The 21,832-nt window shown below is 29.4% G+C and carries 26 protein-coding genes and 1 pseudogene; 13 read left to right on the top strand and 14 right to left on the bottom strand.

The genetic code is table 11. The features are described from left to right. Positions 1 to 4 precede the first annotated feature (4 nt). The 3 genes and pseudogenes from J3359_RS01175 to J3359_RS01165 all read left to right on the top strand — a co-directional run bounded on the left by J3359_RS01175 (position 5) and on the right by J3359_RS01165 (position 2,583). On the top strand, positions 5 to 331 hold the full coding sequence (locus tag J3359_RS01175; RefSeq protein ID WP_208078931.1) for a magnetosome magnetite crystal formation protein family: 327 nt from the start codon (positions 5 to 7) through the stop codon (positions 329 to 331). A gap of 16 nt (positions 332 to 347) precedes the next feature. Further along, positions 348 to 990, top strand: a pseudogene (locus J3359_RS01170) (alpha/beta hydrolase). 357 nt (positions 991 to 1,347) lie between these two features. Next, complete coding sequence (locus J3359_RS01165) at positions 1,348 to 2,583, top strand: DEAD/DEAH box helicase (protein ID WP_208078930.1); 1,236 nt, start codon at positions 1,348 to 1,350, stop codon at positions 2,581 to 2,583. A 208-nt stretch (positions 2,584 to 2,791) separates the two neighbouring features. Here the strand turns inward: J3359_RS01165 and J3359_RS01160 are convergent, their stop codons facing one another. Continuing rightward, a complete protein-coding gene (locus J3359_RS01160; RefSeq protein ID WP_208078929.1) occupies positions 2,792 to 3,166 on the bottom strand; it encodes a helix-turn-helix domain-containing protein in 375 nt (124 codons plus the stop codon). Positions 3,167 to 3,168: 2 nt separating this feature from the next. Then, the gene (locus tag J3359_RS01155; protein WP_208078928.1) at positions 3,169 to 3,507 is read right to left on the bottom strand and encodes a type II toxin-antitoxin system RelE/ParE family toxin; all 339 of its coding nucleotides are present in this window, start codon (positions 3,505 to 3,507) and stop codon (positions 3,169 to 3,171) included. A gap of 208 nt (positions 3,508 to 3,715) precedes the next feature. Between J3359_RS01155 and J3359_RS01150 the strand changes: the two genes are divergently transcribed. Both J3359_RS01150 and J3359_RS01145 read left to right on the top strand, forming a co-directional pair. Continuing rightward, positions 3,716 to 3,970 (top strand): type II toxin-antitoxin system Phd/YefM family antitoxin, encoded by a 255-nt coding sequence (locus J3359_RS01150; protein WP_208078927.1) that lies wholly within the window; start codon positions 3,716 to 3,718, stop codon positions 3,968 to 3,970. Between the two features lies 1 nt (position 3,971). After that, positions 3,972 to 4,229, top strand: coding sequence for a Txe/YoeB family addiction module toxin (locus J3359_RS01145; protein ID WP_208078926.1), 258 nt, complete (start codon positions 3,972 to 3,974; stop codon positions 4,227 to 4,229). Between the two features lie 175 nt (positions 4,230 to 4,404). Here J3359_RS01145 and J3359_RS01140 read toward each other — a convergent pair whose 3' ends face one another. The 5 genes from J3359_RS01140 to J3359_RS01120 form a co-directional block, all read right to left on the bottom strand. After that, positions 4,405 to 5,931 carry an ATP-binding response regulator gene (locus J3359_RS01140; RefSeq protein WP_208078924.1) on the bottom strand — a complete coding sequence of 509 codons (1,527 nt, stop codon included), beginning with the start codon at positions 5,929 to 5,931 and terminating at the stop codon, positions 4,405 to 4,407. A 6-nt stretch (positions 5,932 to 5,937) separates the two neighbouring features. Continuing rightward, entirely contained in the window at positions 5,938 to 6,423 is a 486-nt protein-coding gene (locus tag J3359_RS01135) for a Rab family GTPase (protein WP_208078923.1), read from the bottom strand. Positions 6,424 to 6,433: 10 nt separating this feature from the next. Beyond that, on the bottom strand, positions 6,434 to 7,240 hold the full coding sequence (locus tag J3359_RS01130) for a cell envelope biogenesis protein OmpA (protein WP_208078921.1): 807 nt from the start codon (positions 7,238 to 7,240) through the stop codon (positions 6,434 to 6,436). Next, positions 7,241 to 7,594 (bottom strand): hypothetical protein, encoded by a 354-nt coding sequence (locus J3359_RS01125; protein WP_208078919.1) that lies wholly within the window; start codon positions 7,592 to 7,594, stop codon positions 7,241 to 7,243. Positions 7,595 to 7,706: 112 nt separating this feature from the next. Next, positions 7,707 to 8,489, bottom strand: coding sequence for an MBL fold metallo-hydrolase (locus J3359_RS01120; RefSeq protein ID WP_208078917.1), 783 nt, complete (start codon positions 8,487 to 8,489; stop codon positions 7,707 to 7,709). A gap of 79 nt (positions 8,490 to 8,568) precedes the next feature. Between J3359_RS01120 and J3359_RS01115 the strand changes: the two genes are divergently transcribed. The 4 genes from J3359_RS01115 to J3359_RS01100 are packed head-to-tail and all read left to right on the top strand — an operon-like array spanning position 8,569 to position 11,671. Further along, entirely contained in the window at positions 8,569 to 10,017 is a 1,449-nt protein-coding gene (locus J3359_RS01115; protein WP_208078915.1) for a TonB-dependent receptor, read from the top strand. Between the two features lie 58 nt (positions 10,018 to 10,075). Beyond that, positions 10,076 to 10,624 carry an RNA polymerase sigma factor gene (locus J3359_RS01110; RefSeq protein WP_208078913.1) on the top strand — a complete coding sequence of 183 codons (549 nt, stop codon included), beginning with the start codon at positions 10,076 to 10,078 and terminating at the stop codon, positions 10,622 to 10,624. Positions 10,625 to 10,656: 32 nt separating this feature from the next. Next, on the top strand, positions 10,657 to 11,205 hold the full coding sequence (locus J3359_RS01105; protein ID WP_208078911.1) for a hypothetical protein: 549 nt from the start codon (positions 10,657 to 10,659) through the stop codon (positions 11,203 to 11,205). Between the two features lie 4 nt (positions 11,206 to 11,209). Then, positions 11,210 to 11,671: a sensor of ECF-type sigma factor gene (locus tag J3359_RS01100; RefSeq protein ID WP_208078909.1), complete on the top strand. Its 462-nt coding sequence runs from the start codon at positions 11,210 to 11,212 to the stop codon at positions 11,669 to 11,671. A gap of 43 nt (positions 11,672 to 11,714) precedes the next feature. Here J3359_RS01100 and J3359_RS01095 read toward each other — a convergent pair whose 3' ends face one another. From J3359_RS01095 to kdsB, 4 genes are all read right to left on the bottom strand, one after another. Continuing rightward, the gene (locus tag J3359_RS01095) at positions 11,715 to 11,909 is read right to left on the bottom strand and encodes a hypothetical protein (RefSeq protein WP_208078907.1); all 195 of its coding nucleotides are present in this window, start codon (positions 11,907 to 11,909) and stop codon (positions 11,715 to 11,717) included. A 116-nt stretch (positions 11,910 to 12,025) separates the two neighbouring features. Continuing rightward, the gene (locus J3359_RS01090; RefSeq protein ID WP_208078905.1) at positions 12,026 to 12,286 is read right to left on the bottom strand and encodes a hypothetical protein; all 261 of its coding nucleotides are present in this window, start codon (positions 12,284 to 12,286) and stop codon (positions 12,026 to 12,028) included. Positions 12,287 to 12,326: 40 nt separating this feature from the next. Beyond that, positions 12,327 to 13,019: an HAD family hydrolase gene (locus J3359_RS01085; protein ID WP_208080385.1), complete on the bottom strand. Its 693-nt coding sequence runs from the start codon at positions 13,017 to 13,019 to the stop codon at positions 12,327 to 12,329. Between the two features lie 11 nt (positions 13,020 to 13,030). Beyond that, complete coding sequence (kdsB, locus tag J3359_RS01080; protein ID WP_208078903.1) at positions 13,031 to 13,762, bottom strand: 3-deoxy-manno-octulosonate cytidylyltransferase; 732 nt, start codon at positions 13,760 to 13,762, stop codon at positions 13,031 to 13,033. A 102-nt stretch (positions 13,763 to 13,864) separates the two neighbouring features. Here kdsB and J3359_RS01075 point away from each other — a divergent pair, with 102 nt between their 5' ends. Beyond that, positions 13,865 to 14,032 (top strand): lmo0937 family membrane protein, encoded by a 168-nt coding sequence (locus tag J3359_RS01075; RefSeq protein WP_207972193.1) that lies wholly within the window; start codon positions 13,865 to 13,867, stop codon positions 14,030 to 14,032. A gap of 175 nt (positions 14,033 to 14,207) precedes the next feature. Beyond that, the gene (locus J3359_RS01070) at positions 14,208 to 14,672 is read left to right on the top strand and encodes a DUF4199 family protein (RefSeq protein ID WP_208078901.1); all 465 of its coding nucleotides are present in this window, start codon (positions 14,208 to 14,210) and stop codon (positions 14,670 to 14,672) included. Positions 14,673 to 14,833: 161 nt separating this feature from the next. On the opposite strand, the gene J3359_RS01065 is transcribed toward J3359_RS01070, so the two are convergent. After that, positions 14,834 to 15,706 (bottom strand): OmpA/MotB family protein, encoded by an 873-nt coding sequence (locus J3359_RS01065; protein ID WP_208078899.1) that lies wholly within the window; start codon positions 15,704 to 15,706, stop codon positions 14,834 to 14,836. A 173-nt stretch (positions 15,707 to 15,879) separates the two neighbouring features. Continuing rightward, positions 15,880 to 18,576: a valine--tRNA ligase gene (locus J3359_RS01060; RefSeq protein WP_208078897.1), complete on the bottom strand. Its 2,697-nt coding sequence runs from the start codon at positions 18,574 to 18,576 to the stop codon at positions 15,880 to 15,882. Between the two features lie 124 nt (positions 18,577 to 18,700). On the opposite strand from J3359_RS01060, the gene J3359_RS01055 reads away from it, so the two are divergent. Next, positions 18,701 to 19,108, top strand: coding sequence for a DUF1573 domain-containing protein (locus J3359_RS01055; protein WP_208078895.1), 408 nt, complete (start codon positions 18,701 to 18,703; stop codon positions 19,106 to 19,108). Here the strand turns inward: J3359_RS01055 and J3359_RS01050 are convergent. Further along, a complete protein-coding gene (locus J3359_RS01050; RefSeq protein ID WP_243765969.1) occupies positions 19,105 to 20,445 on the bottom strand; it encodes an aspartyl protease family protein in 1,341 nt (446 codons plus the stop codon). The two genes, J3359_RS01055 and J3359_RS01050, sit on opposite strands and share 4 nt — an antisense overlap. 154 nt (positions 20,446 to 20,599) lie before the next feature. Here J3359_RS01050 and J3359_RS01045 point away from each other — a divergent pair, with 154 nt between their 5' ends. Then, positions 20,600 to 21,790: a pyridoxal phosphate-dependent aminotransferase gene (locus J3359_RS01045; protein WP_208078893.1), complete on the top strand. Its 1,191-nt coding sequence runs from the start codon at positions 20,600 to 20,602 to the stop codon at positions 21,788 to 21,790. Positions 21,791 to 21,832: the final 42 nt, after the last annotated feature.

Genomic DNA, 21,832 nt, shown 5'->3' with positions numbered 1-21,832 from the left:
AACTATGGAGAATGTGAGTGTTAAAGACGGAAAAATAATTGCAATCATTAGTTATATTACTATAATTGGTACGTTAATCGCTTACATTTTAAATAAAGACAAGAAAAATTATTTTGCTAGTTTTCATATTCGACAAGGATTAGGAATTGGTATTTTATATTTGATAAACCAATGGATAATTTACCAATCTTCAGGAAAAAATCCTGGTTGGTTTTTTGGAGTTTTTATTTTCATAATTTGGATAATTGGTATAATTGGCGCCATTCAAGTTGAAGAAAAAAGAATTCCAGTTTTAGGTGATTATTTTCAGAAATGGTTTAAAAATATTTAATTAGATTTTATTTAAAATGAGCGATTTACATTATTTAGTAAGAGAACCTAAAAAAGCATCCGAAAAACCACCTTTGTTAATTTTATTGCATGGTTATGGAAGTAACGAACAAGATTTATTTTCTTTCGCAGAAGAATTACCAGAAGAATTATTAATTATTAGTGCGCAAGCACCACTTTCTATGGGATTTGGAGGCTATGCTTGGTACACAATTAATTTTGACGATGTAAATGGAAAATTCTCAGATTTAAAAGAAGCCAAAGAATCCATCGATAAAATTGCCATTTTTATTGATGCAATAAAAACAAAATACAATACAAATCCTGATAAAACCTTTCTTTTAGGTTTTAGTCAAGGTGCTATTTTAAGCTATTCTTTAAGCTTTTTCTACCCAAACAAGGTAAATTATGTAATTGCTTTAAGTGGTTATGTAAATACAGAATTATTACCCAAAAACATGCCAACCCATTTAAAAACGGAATATTACAGTTCTCATGGTTCTGTAGACCAAGTTTTACCTGTAGCTTGGGCAAGAAACACCAAGCCTTTTTTTAGATAAATTAAGGGTAGAGAATGTATATTCGGAATACAATGTTGGTCATGGAGTGGCTCCACAAAACTTTTATAGTTTTAAAAGTTGGATTGAAGCGAGGTTGTAGGTTGGTATCTTGCTGTAGTTATACTTCATCATCTTACAAATTAGATAAAATAGCTGATATAGTTTGCCAAAAACAAACACATATAATACCAATTGATTTCAGCAAAGCTATAAAACCATTTATTCCCCAAAAACTTCAATAAAAATATTATTACCCCAACAAAACGGATCTTACCCTTCAATAATAATATTTAACAAATTTTCATTACTAAAAACGATTTTTACTCTAAATAAAGTAAAATCACCAAAGTATAAAGCTATAAATAATGTATAACATCTTATAAAATCTATTTTCTTAACTTAATTCTCAGCTCCACTCTTACTTTCTTTTAAACTATCTTTGTATAAAAATTAATACATGCAGTTTTCTGAAATTCCACTTGATAAATCTATCTTAAAAGCAGTTGCTGAAGAACGTTTTCATACGCCAACTTTAGTACAACAACAAACCATTCCTTTGGTTTTAGAAAAAAAGAATGTGATTGTTTCTGCAAATACAGGAACTGGAAAAACGGCTGCTTTTGCCTTGCCAATTATTCATTTATTGTTGAATAATGAAAAAGAAGATAAAAAGAAGAAGAAAATAAAATCTTTAATTGTTACTCCAACTCGTGAATTGGCAATTCAGATTTTCGAGAATTTTAATAGTTTTAGCAAATACACAGATCTTAAAACGACTGCAGTTTATGGTGGTGTTTCTTTAGAACCGCAAAAAGAAATTTTAGTAGAAGGTGTCGATATTTTAATTGCAACGCCTGGAAGATTAATTGATTTGCAAATGCAAGGAAACATCGATTTAAGCACGATTGAAATTTTCGTTTTAGACGAAGCCGATTTAATGTTAGACATGGGTTTCATTAAAGACATCAAGAAAATTGAAGCTTTGTGTCCAAGAAACAAACAAACGTTACTTTTCTCTGCTACAATTCCAGATTCAATAACACAATTAGCTAATAAATTTCTTAAAAACCCGGTAAAAGTAGAAATAAATCCAGAGGAAACCACTGCCAAAAATATTGGCCAGCTTTTATATTACCTTCCTAAAAAGAACAAAACAGATTTGTGCTTACATTTATTAAGAAATACTATAAATGGAAGAATCATTATATTTAGACGTACAAAATTTGGAGTTGATAAATTAGAGCAAACTTTAATTAAAAACGGTTACAAAGTCGCTAGTATTCATGGAGACAAAACGCAAGCTGTAAGAAATAATGCTATTGAAGATTTCAAAAACAAAAAAGCATATATTTTAATTGCGACAGATGTTGCTGCACGTGGAATTGACATTACAAATGTAGATGCCATTATTAATTTTGATATCCCAAATGTTGCTGAAACCTACGTTCATAGAATTGGTAGAACTGGTAGAGCAGGAAAATCTGGAATTGCATTTTCTTTTTGTTCTCCAGATGAAAACAGTTATATAAAATTAATTGAAACGTTAATTGAAAAACCCATTAAGGTAATTACAGAGCATCCTTATGTAATTAACAAACCAAAACACACTAAAAAACAACCAAACACTATTAGCAAAAATAAAAAAGGTAGAAAATCGGAAGCTTCTAAAAAGAAGAAAAAGCGTTGGTATTAAATTCTTTATGACAATTAATTTAGTTTTTAAACTTAAAAAAAATAACTTCGTTAACGGCTCTGTATAAGAACAGTAGGGCTGAAAATGAGCGACTACCATTCGGTTAAACACAAGCCGAATTTTTAAATTTCTATGTTTATTTTTCTCTTTTAAATATAGCCAAATTTAAAAATTTGGCGACATTGCAAATGCGCCAGAACCATTAGGTTTAGCAACTATTTGCCCTATTGTTTTTATACTTTGTTGCCAGTAGTGCTTTTGCTACTTTGAATTCAAATTCGTTCATCTCCACGCTAAATTTTACGTTCGCCTTCAATGCTCGAAACACTTTTAAAATAGTTTCGATAGTTACATTTTTAGTATTCCTTTCCAATTTAGAAATTTGCGATTTTTGAACTCCAATTAATTCTCCAAGTTGCTCTTGAGTCAGTTTACGTTCTTTCCGGACTGACTTTATCATATCGCCAAGTACTTCCATTCGCAAATCAAATTCGTATTTGTCGCGTTCTGCTGTTCCAATTTTTCCGATGTCCTTATCCTTCATTTGGTCAAGGGTCATCATTTTCATTTTTTTAGTTTCCATAATTATTGTTTTTGAGCAAAATATTCCGCCATTATTTTTTTCGCCTTTTCAATATCGGTTTTAGGGACTTTGTCGGTTTTCTTAATAATTCCGTGTGTTGCCAAAACGAGCGTCTCGCTTGTATCGGTTTTGTCCCAAAAAGCAAAAAGACGATATTGAAGTCCAATATATTTAGTTCTAAACTCCCAAATTTTATCTTCTAATTTTTTAAATAATTCTGGGTCATTAGCTAATTTTGCTTTGTCTATGTTGTAATAGACTTTCTTTTTTGACTTCGGGTCAATTTTCGCCATAAAGTCAATCGCTTGTTCAAGGAAGACAACTTCAAACTTTGGTTTCATTCAGTTTATTTGTCCGTTTTAAAAAAACAAATATAAACCAAAAAGTTGAATTATATAGAAACTTTCGGATTTTTGTTCGCATTACTGGCAACACCGATTATAAGTCATTAAAACGAAATTATAATCGTCTTAGATTAACGACAATATTTTAAAAAATTGCGTAATTCATTTTTTGTACATAAATTTGTACGTTAAAAAATACACTATTATGCAAATAACCACTGTTTCTGATTTTAGAAAAGATATTAAAACATACTTAGATCGAGTTGTAAAGAACTTCGAAACTTTAATTATAAATCGTGGAAAAGATTCTGGAATTGTAGTTATGTCTTTGAAAGAATACAATTCTTTGATGGCTACAAACCACGAACTGTCTTCTCGAAAAAACGAATTGAGATTAGATGCTGCTATTGATAAAATAAAAAACGGATCGACTTTCAACAAAGACCTTATCGATAAATAAAATGAAATATACATTTGTTGATGAGTCTTGGGAAGATTATTTGTTTTGGCAAAAAACAGACAAAAAAAAGGTTAAAAAAATAAATGAGCTTCTAAAAGAAATTGCTCGAAATCCTTTTGACGGAATTGGAAAACCCGAAGCGCTAAAACATAAATACGCTGGATTTTGGTCTAGACGAATCGATAGCGAACATAGACTAATTTATCAATTTAGAGAGGGAGAAATATTAATTGCGAAATGCAGATTTCATTACGATTAAAAAAGGCAGAAAACCGGAAGCTTCTAAAAAGAAGAAAAAACGCTGGTATTAAGCTCTTTATACAAAATAATTTAGTTTGTTTTTAAACTTTAAAAAATATAACTTCGCTAAAGCCGATTATAAGTCATTAAAACGACATCATAATCGTCTTAAGTTAGCGAAAAATAAAAAATATCTAAAAAATATTCCCCAAAATTTTCTCCACAAACTCAACAGCAGTATAAGGTTTAGAAATTACATCTACAAAACCAATCTTTTTATATCGCTCTACATCTTCTTTAGTTGTATTTGCTGTTAAAGACAAAAACGGAATTTCTCTATTGGGTTTATGAAATTCGTTTTTCTGTTGGACCAATTGTTCGCCAGTAATATTTGGCATGTGAATGTCTAATAAAACTAAGTCGAAAGATCTAGTTTTCAAAACATTTAAAGCCTCTAAACCATCTTTTACTTGCGTTAATACTACTTTTTCTTTTTTGAGAATGTGAGCAACAATTGTTTGGTTTAGAGCATCATCGTCTGCCACTAAAATTCTTTTTCCTTCTAACGTTTTATTTGTTGATTTTTCTTCAACTTTAAGTTCTTTAATTTCTGAAGAAACTACTTTCGAAAAAGGAATTTCTGTAATAAAAACAGTTCCAATATTCAATTTGCTTTCTACAGTAATTTTTCCGTTCATAGCATTTAACAGATGCTTTACAATGGATAAACCCAAGCCTGCTCCACCAAAAACCCTGTTGTCGCTTTTTTTGTTTTGCTGGTATTCATCGAAAATTTTAGAGGCTTGTAAATTGGTCATTCCTCTACCAGAATCCGAAATTAAAAAGGCAATTCTTATGGAATCTTTCTCTTCTGAAACTTTTTTTACATCAACAACTATTTTTCCTTTTTGAGTAAATTTTATAGCGTTCGATAATAAATTCGATAGTATTTGGTTAATTCTAATAGGATCGCCCAAAACTGAATTTGGAATATTCTTTTCGGCATTAAAAAATAATTCTACTGCTTCATTTTTATTTTGATACGAATAATTCTCTACACAGTTTTTTGCTATTTCCTTAATGTTTACAGGCTCGTTTATCAATTCTAATTTTCCTGCTTCAATTCTCGATAAATCTAAAATATCGTTTACAATTACTTTCAAATTATTTCCTGAGATGGATAATAATTTAGAATATTTACGAACATTTTCGTTAATTTCTTCTTCGGAAATCATTTCAGAATACCCCAAAATAACGTTTAGCGGATTTCGAATTTCGTGACTCATCATTGCCAAAAAACGAGATTTTTCTTCATTTGCCTTATCCGCAATTTCTCGTAATCTCTTTAGTTCTTCATTTTTTTCTGCCAATTCTCTTTTGATAAAGAAAATATCGTTTCTATTCTGGTTTAATTGAGCTACAATTTTATAAACATTGGTTCGGTTGTGAATTAAAATCGAAATTTCATCAGCAGACTTAAACAATTCTATATCTACATTGTACTCTTTTTCATAAGAAACAAGGACCATTCCTTCTAAAGTAAAGGGCTCTAAAGGCTCTAAAGCTTCTAAAGTACCTTCCAAAAAAGGACAAAATTCATAAATAGAATTGTGAACTTGAAAAGTATTTTTTGCAAATTTACCTGCAACAATGTTTACAATTACTCCAGAAAAATTGGTAGTTAATTGTAAAAACACATCTTCTATTTTTGCAGGTATCAATAGATTTTATTTTATGGCTTGCGAGGTTAATTGTAAGAATGCATCTTCTACATTATCGTCTTCTTTTGCACTGGTAATCAAGTCAATTTTTACAGAAACTGTATCTATAACTGTTTCTAATTCTTCTTTAGAAAGCAAGTCTTTTTTGTTACCAACAATGGTAATATTTTGCAAACCAGAAAGTTCTTTAATACTCGCCAAATGTTTATCTATAGATAAGTATGTTTCTTCTCTACTTACATCAAAAACAAACATGGCTGCACTTGCACCTAAAAAATAGGCTTTGGGTATTTTCTCATCTCCACTGGTTCCTGCAACATCCCAAATTAGTAATTTTATTTCTTGGTTTTCGTAGGCTACAACTTTAGAACTTACACGAACGCCAATGGTACTTATATAGTCTTCCGAAAATTGATTTAATACAAACCTTCTAATTAAAGACGTTTTTCCAACGCCAAAATTTCCAACTAATAAAACTTTTTTTGCAATCATTTTTTTATACTTAGTCTATTAAATGTCTTTCTATTAACACATTTAATTTTATTTCGTCTGATAAGTATTTTCGATTTCTAAGAATAACTTCAGCCAAATTATTTACGTTATCTGCCATTTTATCTTTAAAATCGGCATTTAAAACACCCGAAGTTGCAATGGCTATATAAATAGATTTAAAGTTTTTTATGGAAAGCTGAAAAGAATCGAATTTAATATCTTCTAAGTTTTGGCCTTCTTTGGAAAAAGCATCTTCTGCAAAAGATTTAATGGCGGTTAACATCCCAGAAACCATATCTTTATCTGCAACACTACCTCTTGAGTAGCTTCCTGCTAATAAGCCAGAGTCTTTTTCGATTATAAAAACTTCTTCTATAATGGGCTCAAAAACTTCTTGTAATACAACTCCTGCATCGTTATTTTTTCCTTTAAAAAAGCGAGCCACAACTTGCTGGAGAGAAAATTTTTCTTTTATTGTTTTATTTATACTGTCAGACAACTTTGTAACTTCACTTACAATAGCTTTCTTAACCAACTTACCCATAATTGGGTACAGGGCTTCTACAACTTCGTCTTGCGAATCTCTAATTTGAACTTTTATAGTTTCTGTAATCGTTCCTCCAAAATATTTTGGGAAATTCTCACGAAGATCTTCAATTTTTTTGTCAACTAAAGGTTCTACACGTCTAGAGAATTTTTCTTTTTGAATAATCTCTTTGCTAAGAGTTTCAAATTTTTCTCTATCATCTTCTAATAAAAGCTCTCTGAGTAACTCAAAACGATTGTCTTTTTTGTTATCTGCAGTTGTTTCTTTCATCTATTCTTGCAACATTAGTGCAATTTTCTCTAAGGCTTTTCCTAATTTTCTTCGGTCGGCTTTTTCATCATCTAAATCTGCCAATCTTTTGTCTAAATCGTTATTTAAATCTTGGAATTTGTGCTCCATTAAACTCTCTAAATCTGCTAATTTATTTTCTAAATCGGTTACAGAATCGTTTAAGTTTTTTTGAGTTTCGTTTTGTAAAACTTTAATTCTATCGTAAACATCTGCAAACTCTGTATTGTATTGCTGTATGTTTTCTCCAAAAATAAGATCTCTTACAGCTGCAATTCTACTATCTACTTCTTGCGCTGTTTCTGGAGCTTTGCTTTTTTCTAACTTTTTTTCCATGTACTTTTTGTTGAGTTATTTTGCGGGAATTTTAGGGAACGTTATACAGTCTTTCAAAAAATAATAGAAAGCTGTAAAAACAAATATACACTAAAATATAAATATTATAATTCTAAGTTTCAATTTTTAAACCATCGAAAGCTAAAAACACATTTTTAGGTAGTTTTTTTGATACTTCTTCATGAAAACCTAACTTATGACTAATGTGTGTAAAATACGTTCTTTTGGGTTGTAATTCTTCTACCAATTCTAAAGCTTCTTCTAAATTAAAATGGGTAGGATGCGCTTCTATTCTTAATGCATTTACAATTAAAACATCTAAATTTTTTAATTTTTGCTTTTCAGTCTCGTTAATGTGTTTTGCATCTGTTAAATACGCCAATTGTTGAAAGCGATATCCTAAGATAGATAATTTTCCATGTAAAATTTCGATGGGTTGTACCTCTAAATCATTCAACATAAAAGAATTTTTATCTAAAACAAAAGGCGAAACACTTGGAGCTCCTGGATACCTATTTTCTATGGAAAAAATATACTGAAAACGTTGTTTTAAACTATCTAATGTTTGTTGATTTAAATAAATAGGCATCTCTCCTATTTGATAACAAAAAGGGCGCAAATCGTCTAAACCTGCTGTATGATCTGCATGCTCGTGTGTAAATAAAACTCCTTGAATACTCTCTACATTTTCACGTAACATTTGTTGGCGAAAATCGGGACCACAATCAATTACATAAGAAACATCGTTCCAAGAAATTAAGATAGAAGAGCGTAAACGCTTATCTTTAAGGTTTTTAGACAAACAAACAGGGTCTTTACTAGCAATCATTGGAATACCTTGCGATGTTCCTGTGCCTAAAAAGGTTATTTTTAACGGTTTTTTATCACTTTTCATTCAAACAAAAATAAGATAAAAATTGACTGATTACACACTAATTCATTACATTTGTTAACACGAAATTAAAAACAAATTTATGGCAATTTCTTTAAAAGGAGATCAAAAAATAAGTAGTGTACCAACTACAAAAAGTAAAGCACTAAGAATTAACCTAAATAGCGATATTTATGGAACGTTTGCAGAAATTGGAGCTGGACAAGAAACTGCTCGTAATTTCTTTAGATCTGGTGCCGCAAGTGGAACTATTGCAAAGGCTATGAGTGCGTATGATAAGGATTTTTCGGATGCTATTTATGGTATGGAAGAAGACAAACGTTACGTTACACAACCTCGTTTAAAGAAAATGTTACGTCATGAAATTGATTTAATTGAAGACAGGTTAAGTAGAGAAAAACATCCTGACAAATTATTTTTTAGTTATGCAAATACAGTTACAACAATAGACTTTGCAAGAAAATTTAAAGGTCATGGTTGGGTTGGTATTCGCTTTCAACTAGATCCTTTAGAAGGCTATAACGAAATTATTTTACACTTACGTTTTAAAGAAACAGATGCTCGTTTGCAACAAGAAACTTTAGGAATTTTAGGTGTAAACTTATTGTATGGTGCGTTTTATTTAAACGACAACCCTAAAGAATTGGTAAAGTCTTTTTATCATAATTTAACGAACGATCAATTAGAAATTGATATGATTAATTTCTCTGGTCCACGTTTTATGTATGTAGATAATCGTTTAATGAGTTTGCAATTGCTTAAAAATGGCATGACAAATGCAGTAATGTTTGGTCCAGATGGAAATAATTTATTACCAGCACAAGTACTTTACAAGAAAAACATACTGGCTTTAAGGGGTAGTTTTAGACCTGTTACCAAAGTAAATATGGATATGTACGAAAATGCTAAGAAATTATTTTTAGCAGAAAATAAAGTAGACGAATCTCGAACACAAGTTATTTTCGAAATTACTTTAAGTAATTTAAGTGCAGAAGGAAAAATTAACGAACGAGATTTCTTAGACAGAGCAGAATTATTATGTTCTCTTGGGCAAAATGTTATGATTACCAGTTTTCAACAATATTTTAAATTGGTAGAGTATTTTAGTGAATTTACAAAAGAGAGAATGGCATTGGCAATGGGTGTTCACAACCTTATTCAAATTTTCGATGAAAAATACTACCGAAATTTAAGTGGTGGAATTTTAGAAGCTTTTGGTAAACTTTTCTACAGAGATTTAAAAGTTTATATGTACCCTTATAAAGATAAAGCGTCTGGAGAATATATAAACAGCGATAATTTAAAGGTACATCCAAGAATGAAAGAATTGTATAAATTCTTTAAAAACAACGGAAAACTTATAGATATAAAAGACTTCGATCCAGAAATTTTAGAAATTTTCTCTAGAACCGTTTTAAAAATGATTATGGATGGAGAAAAAGGCTGGGAAGAAATGCTGCCAGAAGGAATCGACGATTTAATTAAACAAAAAAGATTGTTTGGCTACTCTCGTTCTCGCGTAAAAAAATAAATTTCGTTTTTAAATTAAACCTTTTTAAAAATTAGTTGTCCTATAAAAAAAACCAATCTTGACAGACGAAATTGTTCTAGTAAAACAACTTAAAACCCCTCAAACACGAGATAAAGCGTTTAGAGAATTAATTTCCCTGTACAAAGAACGATTGTATTGGCATATTCGTAAAATAGTAATTTCGCATGACGATGCAGACGATGTTTTACAAAACACCTTTATTAAAGTTTACAAAAATATCGATAAATTTAACCAAAAAAGTAAATTATTTTCGTGGATGTATCGAATTGCTACAAACGAATCTATTTCCTTTATTAATAAAAGAGCAAAAGAAAGAAATGTAGATATTTCTGAAATACACGAACGATTAGCCTCTACTTTAGAGAGTGATGTTTTTTTCTCTGGGAACGAAATTCAGCTTATTTTACAAAAAGCCATTGCAACACTTCCACAGAAACAACAGTTAGTTTTTAATATGAAATATTTCGAAGAATTAAAGTACGAAGAAATCTCTAACATCTTAGAAACTTCTGTTGGAGCATTAAAAGCCTCTTACTTTCACGCAGTTAAGAAAATAGAAAGTTATATAAAAAATAAAACCAATTAAACCTTTATACAAAAATAGGGTCTAAAAGATATATGGAAAAAGATATTAAAAATAGCGAAGATTTTTTAAAATCGATTACTGGTAAAAATACTGGTTTTTCTGCTCCATCGAATTATTTTGATACTGTAGAAGATCGTTTTTCTTCATTTATTTTTGAAGAATCTCTACCAAAAAAAAATATATTTAAAGTACCAGACAATTATTTTAATACTTTAGAAGACACCATTTTAAATACGGTTGCTCCTAAGAACAAAAAAACAAAAGTAATTTCTTTAAAATCTAGAATTTTAAAATTAATTCCTGTGGCTGCTGCTGCATCTATTTTACTTTTTATTGGGTTAAATTACTTTAATACTTTAAACAATACAACAGAAGTAAATTTTGACTCTGTTGCAGAAACGGATATTGAAAATTGGGTAGTAGATAATTTTAATGAACTATCGAACGAAGATTTTGCTAATGTTTTAAATAGCAATATTATAAACGAAAATGATTTTGCTTTTACAAATATTAAAGATGATGCTATTGAGGATTACATTATTTCTACAGAAAACGCATCTATTTTAAACGAAATTGATTAAAAAAATGAAAAAAAATATTTTAACTTTTACATTTTTATTTCTATCTCTTTTCCAAGTATTTGGACAAGAAAAAAAAGAAAGCAGAGAAAAAATTAAGGCTTTAAAAGTTTCTTATTTTACAGAAGAGCTCCAACTCTCTAGTGTTGATGCTGAAAAATTTTGGCCTATTTACAATGTGCATGAAGAAAAAATAGATAATTTAAGGAACAAATGGAGAGTAGATATTAAAAATAAAATTAAAGATGCTGGTAATTTAGAAGACTTATCTGAAGCTGAAGCTAAAAAGCTAGTTTTAATGAATGAAGACCTTGGTAAAAAAATGATTGCAGAAAAAGAAGATTTCCTAAAAAAAGTATCGCAATTTCTTCCTTATAAAAAAATATTAAAATTGTATATTGCTGAAAGAGAATTTGGTAGAAAACTAATGCGAAAATACGGAAAAGACAAAAAGAAAAAAGAAAAATAGATATTCTTAAAATAAAAAAAAGAGGCTAAAAAGCCTCTTTTTTTTATTTCATTAATGTCATACAAACATATAATTCTGGTTTGTTTGCTGTAAATTGTTTAAGCCAAATTGTTAACTCATCTATTTCGTAAGGTAACAATCTATTAAGGGCTTTTTCTAACTCTTTGCAAAATAAGTCCGAATTAAAACTTACTTTTTTTAATACAGTTTTCGTGTATTCAAACATTGCTCTTGCCATAGTTGTAATTTTAACGTAATAAATAATCCATTTCGTATAACTCCCCTCAAATTTAAGCAAAAAAACCATCAATTTTTAATTGATGGTTGTTAAATAATGTTTACAAAATGTTAATGTTACAGTTTGTTCGCTTTTTCAATTAAAGCAGTTGCCTTTGTTTCCAATTCAGCATTTACTTCTTTTAAATGTGCTTTTTTATTTTCTACACCTTTTGCATTAATCTTTCCAATTAATTCATCAAAAGTTTCAATAGTTTCGTCGATAATTGCTTCAGCTTTTTCTTTATCTGCATTTGCATGCATTTTTTCTGAAACGTATCCTATAATATCTCCTAATGTATAGTTGATATCTTTTTTTAAGTTTTTTATACTTGCCATGTCTTTTTTATATTTAATGCTACAAATTTAGCGTATTTATTTAAATGAGCGATAAAACTTCGTTGATATTTGTTAATGTAGCATATTCCGCATTTTCTTGTTCTTTCTGTGAAACCTCTTCATGCACCCAAGTCGTGTGAAAAGGAACGTGAATTGCAGATGCTCCAATGGCTATTAATGGTAAAACGTCTGACTTTAAAGAGTTTCCAATCATTAAAAATTCTTCTGGTTTTATATCTAAATGTCCAATCAGTTTTTTGTAATCTTTCTCTTTTTTGTCGCTCATTACTTCTATATGATGAAAGTATTTTAGCAAATTCGATTTTTCTAACTTTCTTTCTTGGTCTAACAAATCGCCTTTTGTAGCAACAATTAATTTATATTTTCCTTGCAGAGATGCTAAAACGTCTTCAATTCCTGCTAAAAGTTCAATGGGTTTTTCGAGCATTTCTTTTCCAATGTTCAATATTTTTTCGATGGTTTGTTGCGAAATCTTATAATTAGATAGCTCCAAAGCACATTCTATCATAGAAAGTACAAATCCTTTTACTCCATAACCATAATGGATTAAATTTTTAATTTCGACTTTAAAAAGCTCTTGATCTATCTTATTTTTAGTTTCGTATTTAGAAAGTAACTTGGTAAACTCCTCCTCTGCTTCTCTAAAGTAGGTTTCGTTTACCCACAAAGTGTCATCTGCATCAAAAGCAATTACTTTTATAGTTTTAGGAATTCTATTCAAATTTATAAGTTTAAATATTTTTTTGCTTTTTCTAAATCTTCAGGAGTATCAATACCAACAGTCTCCACAGAAGTTTCTATCATTTTTATTTTTTTTCCAATTTCTTGGTAACGAATGGCTTCTATTTTTTCTGCAGTCTCTAAAGGTGTCATTGGTGTTTTGTAAAAATCCAATAAAGCTTGTTTTCTAAAAGCATAAACGCCTTTGTGTTTGTAATATTTTACATCTACGTTTGTATCTCTATGATAAGGAATTACACTTCTCGAAAAGTAAATGGCTAAATTATTTACATCTGTAATTACTTTAACGTTATTAGGGTTTTCTATATCTTCTTTATTTGTAATTTGTACTTTTAAAGATGCTAAGTCTACTTCATTTTTAATATCTTCTTTAAAGACATCTATTAGTTTAGATAGAGAAATCTCATCTATAAAGGGCTCATCTCCTTGAACATTAATTACAATATCTGTTTGGATATCTTCTACAGCCTCTGCAATTCTATCGGAACCACATTCGTGTTCTTTTGTACTCATAATTACATTTCCACCAGCATTAGAAATATTTTCTCTAATAATTTCCGAATCTGTAACCACATAAACTTCGCTAAATAAATTGGTGTTTAAAGCAGCTTCATAGGTTCTTAAAATTATAGATTTTCCTCCTAAATCTTTCATTAATTTACCAGGAAAACGAGATGCACTGTAACGTGCAGGAATCATTGCAATAATTTTCATACCTGTCTTTTTAGATGCATCAAAGATAATATTTAATTGAATAGAGTTAATCTTTGCTATACTATTTTTATAATTTTGAATTGAACAAAAAAAATTATTATTATGAGAAGTATATTATGGCTTGTAGCTGTCGTTTGTATTATTATTTGGGCGTTAGGTTTTTTAGGAGTCGTTCCTGGAATCGCAACTGGTAGTTTAATTCACATTCTATTAGTAATCGCAATAATTGTAATTTTATACAACATTATATCTGGTAGAAAACCGCTATAATCAGCAACCAAAAAAAACATTGAAAAACCGAATGCTAACATTCGGTTTTTCTTCTTAAAAATTACAGGTTAGCAATCATAAATAATTGATACTATTTATTTTATCGATTAATTATGATAAAATTTCATAATTTTTCTTAATTTTGTTTAACCATTAACAATAAAAATTAAACATTATGTCGTCAAGTAAAATTATTATAAAACACGCATTATTAATTACCTTATTAATTGGAGGTTTTTTCTTTACCTGTAAATTATTAGGATTGGAAGAAAACCCATATTTACGTTTTTTAAACTTATTATTTGTACTTATAGGTATTAAACAAGCTATTAAAACAAATATTTTTGAAAACAAAGAAACCAATTATTCAGCAAATTTAGGAATAGGAATACAAACATCTGTAGCTGCAGTTATACTTTCTATTATTGGTATTGTAGTTTACGTAAAATTTATAAATCCCCAGTTTTTAACTGTAATGAATAATTCTTTTCTAATTGGTGGAGATTTATCACTGGCTGAAATTGTACTTACTTTACTTATCGAAGGAATGGCTTCGTCTGTTATTGGCGCTTTTATAATTATGCAGTTTTATAAAAATTACGATAAAAAAAATTACAGAAATAAAAAAGAAAATATATAAAAAGAAGTTGTTTTAAAAGTACTAAAATTTGTTATTTCGACTATAATGGAGAAATCTTATTTATTGAATTTCAATATTTTATATTCCCCTACTTTATTCGGAATGATAACTAAATTTACTTTTAAAACAGCTTCTTTTTATTAAATATTAATTACAAAAAATTAGTTTTTCTCAATTACTCCATCTTCTGCAAGTAATGCAAAAAACTTATCTAAGTTAGGTAGAATTACTATTCTTGTTCTTCTATTTTTTGCTCTATTTTCGCTACTTGTATTAGGCACCAAAGGCATTGTATCTCCTCTACCAGAAGCAATTAAACGACTTCCATCTATATTAAATTTATTTTGTAGAAGCCTAACAATAGAGGTTGCTCTTTTTACACTTAAATCCCAATTATCCTCTACAACTGCATTATTTATGGTTCTAGAATCTGTATGTCCTTCAATCATTACATCCATACTTGGTTCAGATTGAATAATATCTGCCAACTGTGTAATTAACTTATAAGCACTTTTTTTAACCCTGTAACTTGCTGTGTTAAACAACAATTTATCTGATACAGAAATCATAACCACGGTTTGGTCAATATCAATATCTATATCTTCAGAATTTTTAATATCAGAAAGACCTACAGAATTCATTAGATTATAAGAAACAGCCAAATTTAAAGAATCTTTTAACGTTTTTGCTTCTGCCAACTTTGCAGGATCTACTTTTGCCAAAGTTTCTCTCATTCGTTCTCTTGTTTTGTTTGAGATAACTGCGGTTTTACCAACCATATCTAGTTTAACATCGTTCTCGTTTTTTAGTGTTACATTATCATTTTGCAAAGAGTTAATCTTCGCATTAAAACGATCTACACGTTGTTCTATTTTGGCAAACTTTGCTTCTAAAGCTTCTTTTTCTAAAGTTGTTTTTTGAAGATTACCTTTCGTATTTACATACTTACTTTCTAAAGCAGCATACTTTTTCTTTGATACACAAGAAGTTGCAAGCAATGCAAAAACTGTAATTGGAATAAAAATTTTTCTCATCTTTTTTAGGGTTTTAATAGTTAACTTTATAACGTTAGAATAAGATTGATATTCTATTTCTAAAGTCGAAAAATCTATTTTTATATTTTTTTAACAAAATGTTAAGATAAACAAAAAATCCTTCAAAATTTAAATTCTGAAGGATTTTGTACTATAAATATTGAAGTAAAAATTTATTTTAAAGAATTTAAACTCCCAATTATCGTTTCTATTTTCGCCAAAGTATCTGCTTCTTTTTTACGTTCTAAAGCTAATACTTTTTCTGGTGCATTAGAAACAAAACGTTCATTCGATAATTTCTTTTGAATGCCCACTAAAAAGCCTTCTGCTCTTTTTAACTCTCCAGATAATTTTTCAATTTCTGCCTCTACATCTATATTTTCAATAGAAATTGGAATAAAGTATTCATTCGATTTTACTCTAAAAGATGCGCCTTCTACTTTTTCTGAAACGGTTTTTATAGTTGATGTATTTGTTAGTTTTTGAATAACTTCATTAAACTGATTTGAGTTCTTTTCATTATCTATTACAAATAACTCAACTGCATCTTTAAAAGAAATATTTTTATCTTTTCTGATGGTTCTAATTCCTGAAACCACGTTTGATGCAAATTCAAAACCTGTAATAATTTTAGAATTAAATTCTTTAACCTCTGGGTATTTTGCGATAATTAAAGCTTCACTTTTAGTTCTATCTGCAATATATTGCCAAATTTCTTCTGTTAAAAACGGCATAAATGGATGCAATACTTTCAGGTTATTTTCTAAAACTGTAATAATTGCATCGAACGTTGTTTTGTCTATAGGTTTTTGGTATGCAGGCTTTACAATTTCTAATAACCAAGAAGAAAAATCGTCATTTATCAATTTATAAATCGCCATTAAAGCGTCTGACAACCTATATTTAGAAAAATGATCTTCAATTTCTGCCAAAGCTTTTTGAAATTTCGCTTCATACCATTCTAAACCTATTTTAGCTGTTGCTGGTTGTTCTAAACTAGCATCTACTTCCCAACCTTTTATCAAACGGAAAGCATTCCAGATTTTGTTGGCAAATCCTTTTCCTTGTTGACATAAATCTTCGTCGAACATTAAATCGTTTCCAGCTGCAGAACTTAACAACAAACCAACCCTTACTCCATCTGCTCCATAATCGTCAATTAACTTTAAAGCATCTGGCGAGTTTCCTAAAGATTTAGACATTTTACGTCTTTGTTTATCTCTAACTAAACCTGTTAAATAAACATTTTGGAAAGGTTTTTCATCTTTATATTCATATCCTGCAACAATCATTCTTGCGACCCAGAAAAATAAAATATCGGGGCCTGTAACTAAATCGTTTGTTGGGTAATAGTATTTTATTTCTTCGTTTTCTGGATTTCTAATTCCGTCGAAAACAGACATTGGCCATAACCAAGAAGAAAACCAGGTATCTAAAGCATCTTCATCTTGAGTTAAATCGGAAGTTTGAAGTTGGGAGTTTGAAGTTTTTTCTTTTGCAAGCAAAAGTGCTTCCTCAATATTCTCTGCAACAACAAAATCTTCTTTTCCATCTCCATAGAAATACGCAGGAATTTGTTGTCCCCACCAAAGCTGACGAGAAATATTCCAATCGCGCACATTTTCCATCCAATGACGATAGGTATTTTCGAATTTCTTTGGAAATAAGTTGATTTCTGCATCTTCACCCAAAACAGCATCAATAGCAGGTTGTGCTAAATCTTTCATTTTTAAAAACCATTGGTCGGACAATCTAGGCTCAATTACTGCTTTGGTCCTTTCTGATGTTCCTACTTTATTGGTATGAACTTCCGTCTTTACTAAAAATCCTTTTTCTTCTAATTCTTTCGAGATTTCTTTACGAACTACAAACCTATCTTTTCCTTGATAATGCAATCCGAATGAATTTAAAGAAGCATCGTCATTAAAAATATCTATTACTTCTAAATTGTGCTTATCTCCAAGGTTCTTATCATTTTCATCGTGAGCAGGAGTTACTTTTAAACAACCTGTTCCAAACTCCACATCTACATATTCATCTTCGATAATTGGAATAATTCTTCCACATAAAGGCACAATTGCTTTTTTTCCTTTTAAATGTGTAAAACGCTCGTCATTTGGGTTAATACATATTGCAGTATCTCCAAAAATTGTTTCTGGTCTTGTTGTAGCAATTGTTAAATAAGTCTCCTCTAACTCCTCACTGTTATTTGAAGCATCTTGCTCAGTTCCCTTTCCTTCGGAAAAGGTTGAGGATAGGATTTTATACTTCAAATAATATAAATTTCCTTGTCTTTCTTCATGAATTACTTCTTCATCTGAAAGTGTTGTTTTTGCTTCTGGATCCCAGTTTACCATTCTATAACCTCTGTAAATTAAGCCTTTGTTGTATAAATCAACAAAAACTTTAATTACAGATTCCGACATTTCTGGATCCATCGTAAACGCCGTTCTTTCCCAGTCGCAAGAAGCACCTAATTTTTTTAATTGTTCTAGAATAATTCCTCCATATTCATCTTTCCAAGCAAATGCATGCTGTAAAAATTCTTCTCTAGTTAAATCGCTTTTTTTAATTCCTTTTTCTTTTAATTTCGCAACCACTTTGGCTTCTGTAGCAATAGATGCGTGATCTGTTCCAGGAACCCAACAAGCATTTTTGCCCAACAAACGTGCACGTCTAATTAACACATCTTGTATTGTGTTGTTTAACATGTGTCCCATGTGTAAAACTCCTGTTACGTTTGGAGGTGGAATTACAATGGTGTAAGGCTCTCTTTCATCTGGTGTTGAATGAAAATAATTGTTTTTCATCCAGTAATCATACCACTTATCTTCTACTTTACTTGCATCGTATTTAGATGGAATTGTCATACTTTGGTATCCTTTTTGATATTAAGTTGACAAAAATACAAAACTCTAAATTCGTAGAGAATATTAGTGATTGATTTTTTAATACAAATTATTAATCTTAATTTTACATTATAAATATTTAATTATGAAAACTTTCGGAATCTTTATAGTCGTACTTTTTATTTCATTTTCTATAAATGCTCAAGAATTTAAATTCGAAAAAGAAACAATTGACTATGGAAAAGTCGCAAAAAACTCTAATGGCGTTCGAACATTTATTTTTACAAATGTGGGTGACGCTCCATTAATTATAGACAGAATACAGTCTTCTTGTGGTTGTACAGTTCCAGAAAAACCAGAAAAACCTATAATGCCTGGCGAAAAAGGTAAAATTAAAGTTTCTTACGACACTAAAAAACCTGGTGGATTTTCGAAACAAATAACTATTTTCTCGAATGCGAAAACACCTAGAAAAATAATAAAAATAAAAGGTTTTGTCGCAAAAGGAATTTCTTTAGAAAAAGAAAAAAGCTTGTTATCGGAAGATAATTAAACCTTTTTTTGCAACCTAAATTCGAACTTTAAGATTATTCCTTTTCTATTTACAGTAATTCGAATTCTTTTATTATGCCTTTCTTTAAATTTATTTACAATGTCGTTTAAAGTATAATTATGAGCAGGTTTTCTATTAATTTTAACAATTACATCCTCTGGTTTTAAACCCGCTCTAAATGCTGGTGACCCCATAACAACTGTTCTTATTTTAAATGAAGGCCTAAATTTATAAGAAAAATTAGTTACAAAAGAAATTGTATTATTTCCATTAACTTTATTGTTATATCTATCTGTAAGCTTTTTTACGGATTCTTCTTTTACCAATTGTTTCCCATCATAAACAACATCTAAACCACTCATATTGTAATTAAAATCTTGTTTAAAAGAACCATTTTTTTTTAGCATAATTTGGCTATTAGGATAATCTAACCAAATCTTAAATCGCTTTAGAACATTCCCTCCAATACTTCCGTTTCTTTTTTTAAATTTTCTCGCATTCTTTGTGGAAGTCGTATCTAAAAAAGAAACAGTTGGTTCTTTTATATTAAAATTGCCAATTACTAATTTTGGAATTCTACTTCTGTTGCCAAATATAGCCCCACTTAAACCTTCTCCTAAAATATCTTTAAAATAGCGTTTTGGAGTTACAATGTCTTTTTTTGTATGTTCAAATAACCAAAGGGCATCACTTCCACCAGAATCAATTAATAATTTTACATCTGTTAATTTTTTTCTAATCGTATCTAACTGAACTTTTACATTAACATAGGGTTTTTTTCGATAAAATTGAATTGGTAAAACCTCGCACTTTCGGCATTTTTTATATGAGTATGTTTTGGCATTATAAAAATGTAAAACTTTTGTTCTGTAATTTATTTTTATAATAAAATTCTTCAATAAATTATACCCAATAATACCATGAATTGTTGTGCCCATTTTACTGGACAAATCAAAATAATCTTCTAAAATTACATATAAGGTTTCATTAAAACCAACAATTCCATTTAGCGATAGTTTGTTGTTTTTAGACAATAATGCATCTACAGACTCTCCTCCTCCCAAACCTCTTAAAGCTACTTTTTTAGGGTTTGATAAACCAATACTATCGTTTTCCGATAAATTAAAAATAATGGTTTTGTTTACACCAGAATCTAAAATAAAGGAAAGTTCTTTTCCATTAATTTCTATAGGAATTATAATTAAATTGTTAATTAACCTAAACTTTATCCGTTCTTTTTTAGCATCAGCATTTAAAAAACGAAAACCTTTCTGACCATAGTTTTCAGGAACTATCATCAACAATAAAAAAATTAAAGAAATTATTATTTTTTTCAAAGAAGTAAGTATTTTTGACTTCTCTAAAATACAAATTAACTTTTATCTTTTTACGCTTTTGGCAAACTTTTAACCATTAAGTTTCTAGTAGAACATTCTTTGTTGTAAAATATATTTTGCAAATTTGCAGAGATAAATTTTAGAATAAAATATTATGCCATCAATATCTAGAAAAGGAACACAAATGCCAGAATCGCCAATTAGAAAATTGGTACCTTATGCAGAAGATGCTAAAAAAAGAGGAGTGAATGTTTTTCACTTAAATATTGGTCAGCCAGATATTAAAACACCTCAAGTAGCTTTAGATGCTGTAAAAAACAACACTATAGAAACCTTATCTTATGCACGATCTGAAGGCTCTGAAGCATACAGAACCAAATTAGCAAAATATTATATAAATAACAACATTCCTGTTAACTCAAACAATATTGTAATAACAACTGGTGGTTCTGAAGCATTGCTTTTTACCATTGGAAGTATTACAGATCCAGGAGACGAAATTATTATTCCAGAACCATTTTATGCAAACTATAATGGTTTTTCTACGGCTTCTGGAGTAACAGTAGTTCCTGTAATTTCTAAAATTGAAAATAATTTTGCACTGCCAAAAATTGAAGATTTTGAGAAATTAATTACAGAAAAAACCAAAGCAATTTTAATTTGTAATCCTGGAAACCCAACTGGTTATTTATATTCTGAAGAAGAAATCGAAAAATTGAAAAAGATTGTCTTAAAACACGATTTATATTTAATTGCAGATGAAGTGTATAGAGAATTTGCCTACGATGGTTTAAAACACACTTCTGTTTTATCTTTAGAAGGTTTAGACCAACATGCCATTGTTATCGATTCTGTTTCGAAACGTTATAGTATGTGTGGTGCAAGAATTGGTTGTATTGTTTCAAAAAATGAAAATTTTATAAAAACGGCAATTAAATTTGCGCAAGCAAGATTAAGTCCTCCAACATATGCATTATTGGCAAGTGAAGCAGCTTTAGATACACCACAATCTTATTTTGATGCTGTTATCGAAGAATATGTTTCTCGAAGAAATACATTAATTACAGAATTAGAAAAAATTAATGGCGTAAAAGTTGCCAAACCTAAAGGTGCTTTTTACTGTGTTGCCCAACTACCAGTAAAAGATTCTGATGCTTTTGCACAATGGCTATTAGAAGATTTTAATTTGAATAACGAAACAGTAATGGTTGCTCCTGCAAGTGGGTTTTACTCGACAGAAGGAGAAGGAAAAAACCAAATTAGAATGGCGTACGTTTTAAATAAAAACGATTTAAAACGTTCTGTAAAAATTTTAGCAGAAGCTTTAAAACAATATAAAAATTAATATAATTTAAAAAAATTACTTTATAAAAATAGCTTATAAATG

The sequence above is a fragment of the Polaribacter cellanae genome, from assembly GCF_017569185.1.
GTDB lineage: Bacteria > Bacteroidota > Bacteroidia > Flavobacteriales > Flavobacteriaceae > Polaribacter > Polaribacter cellanae.
The sequence above is the reverse complement of the archived record's forward strand: the minus strand, read 5'-3'. Positions and strand labels throughout refer to the sequence as shown.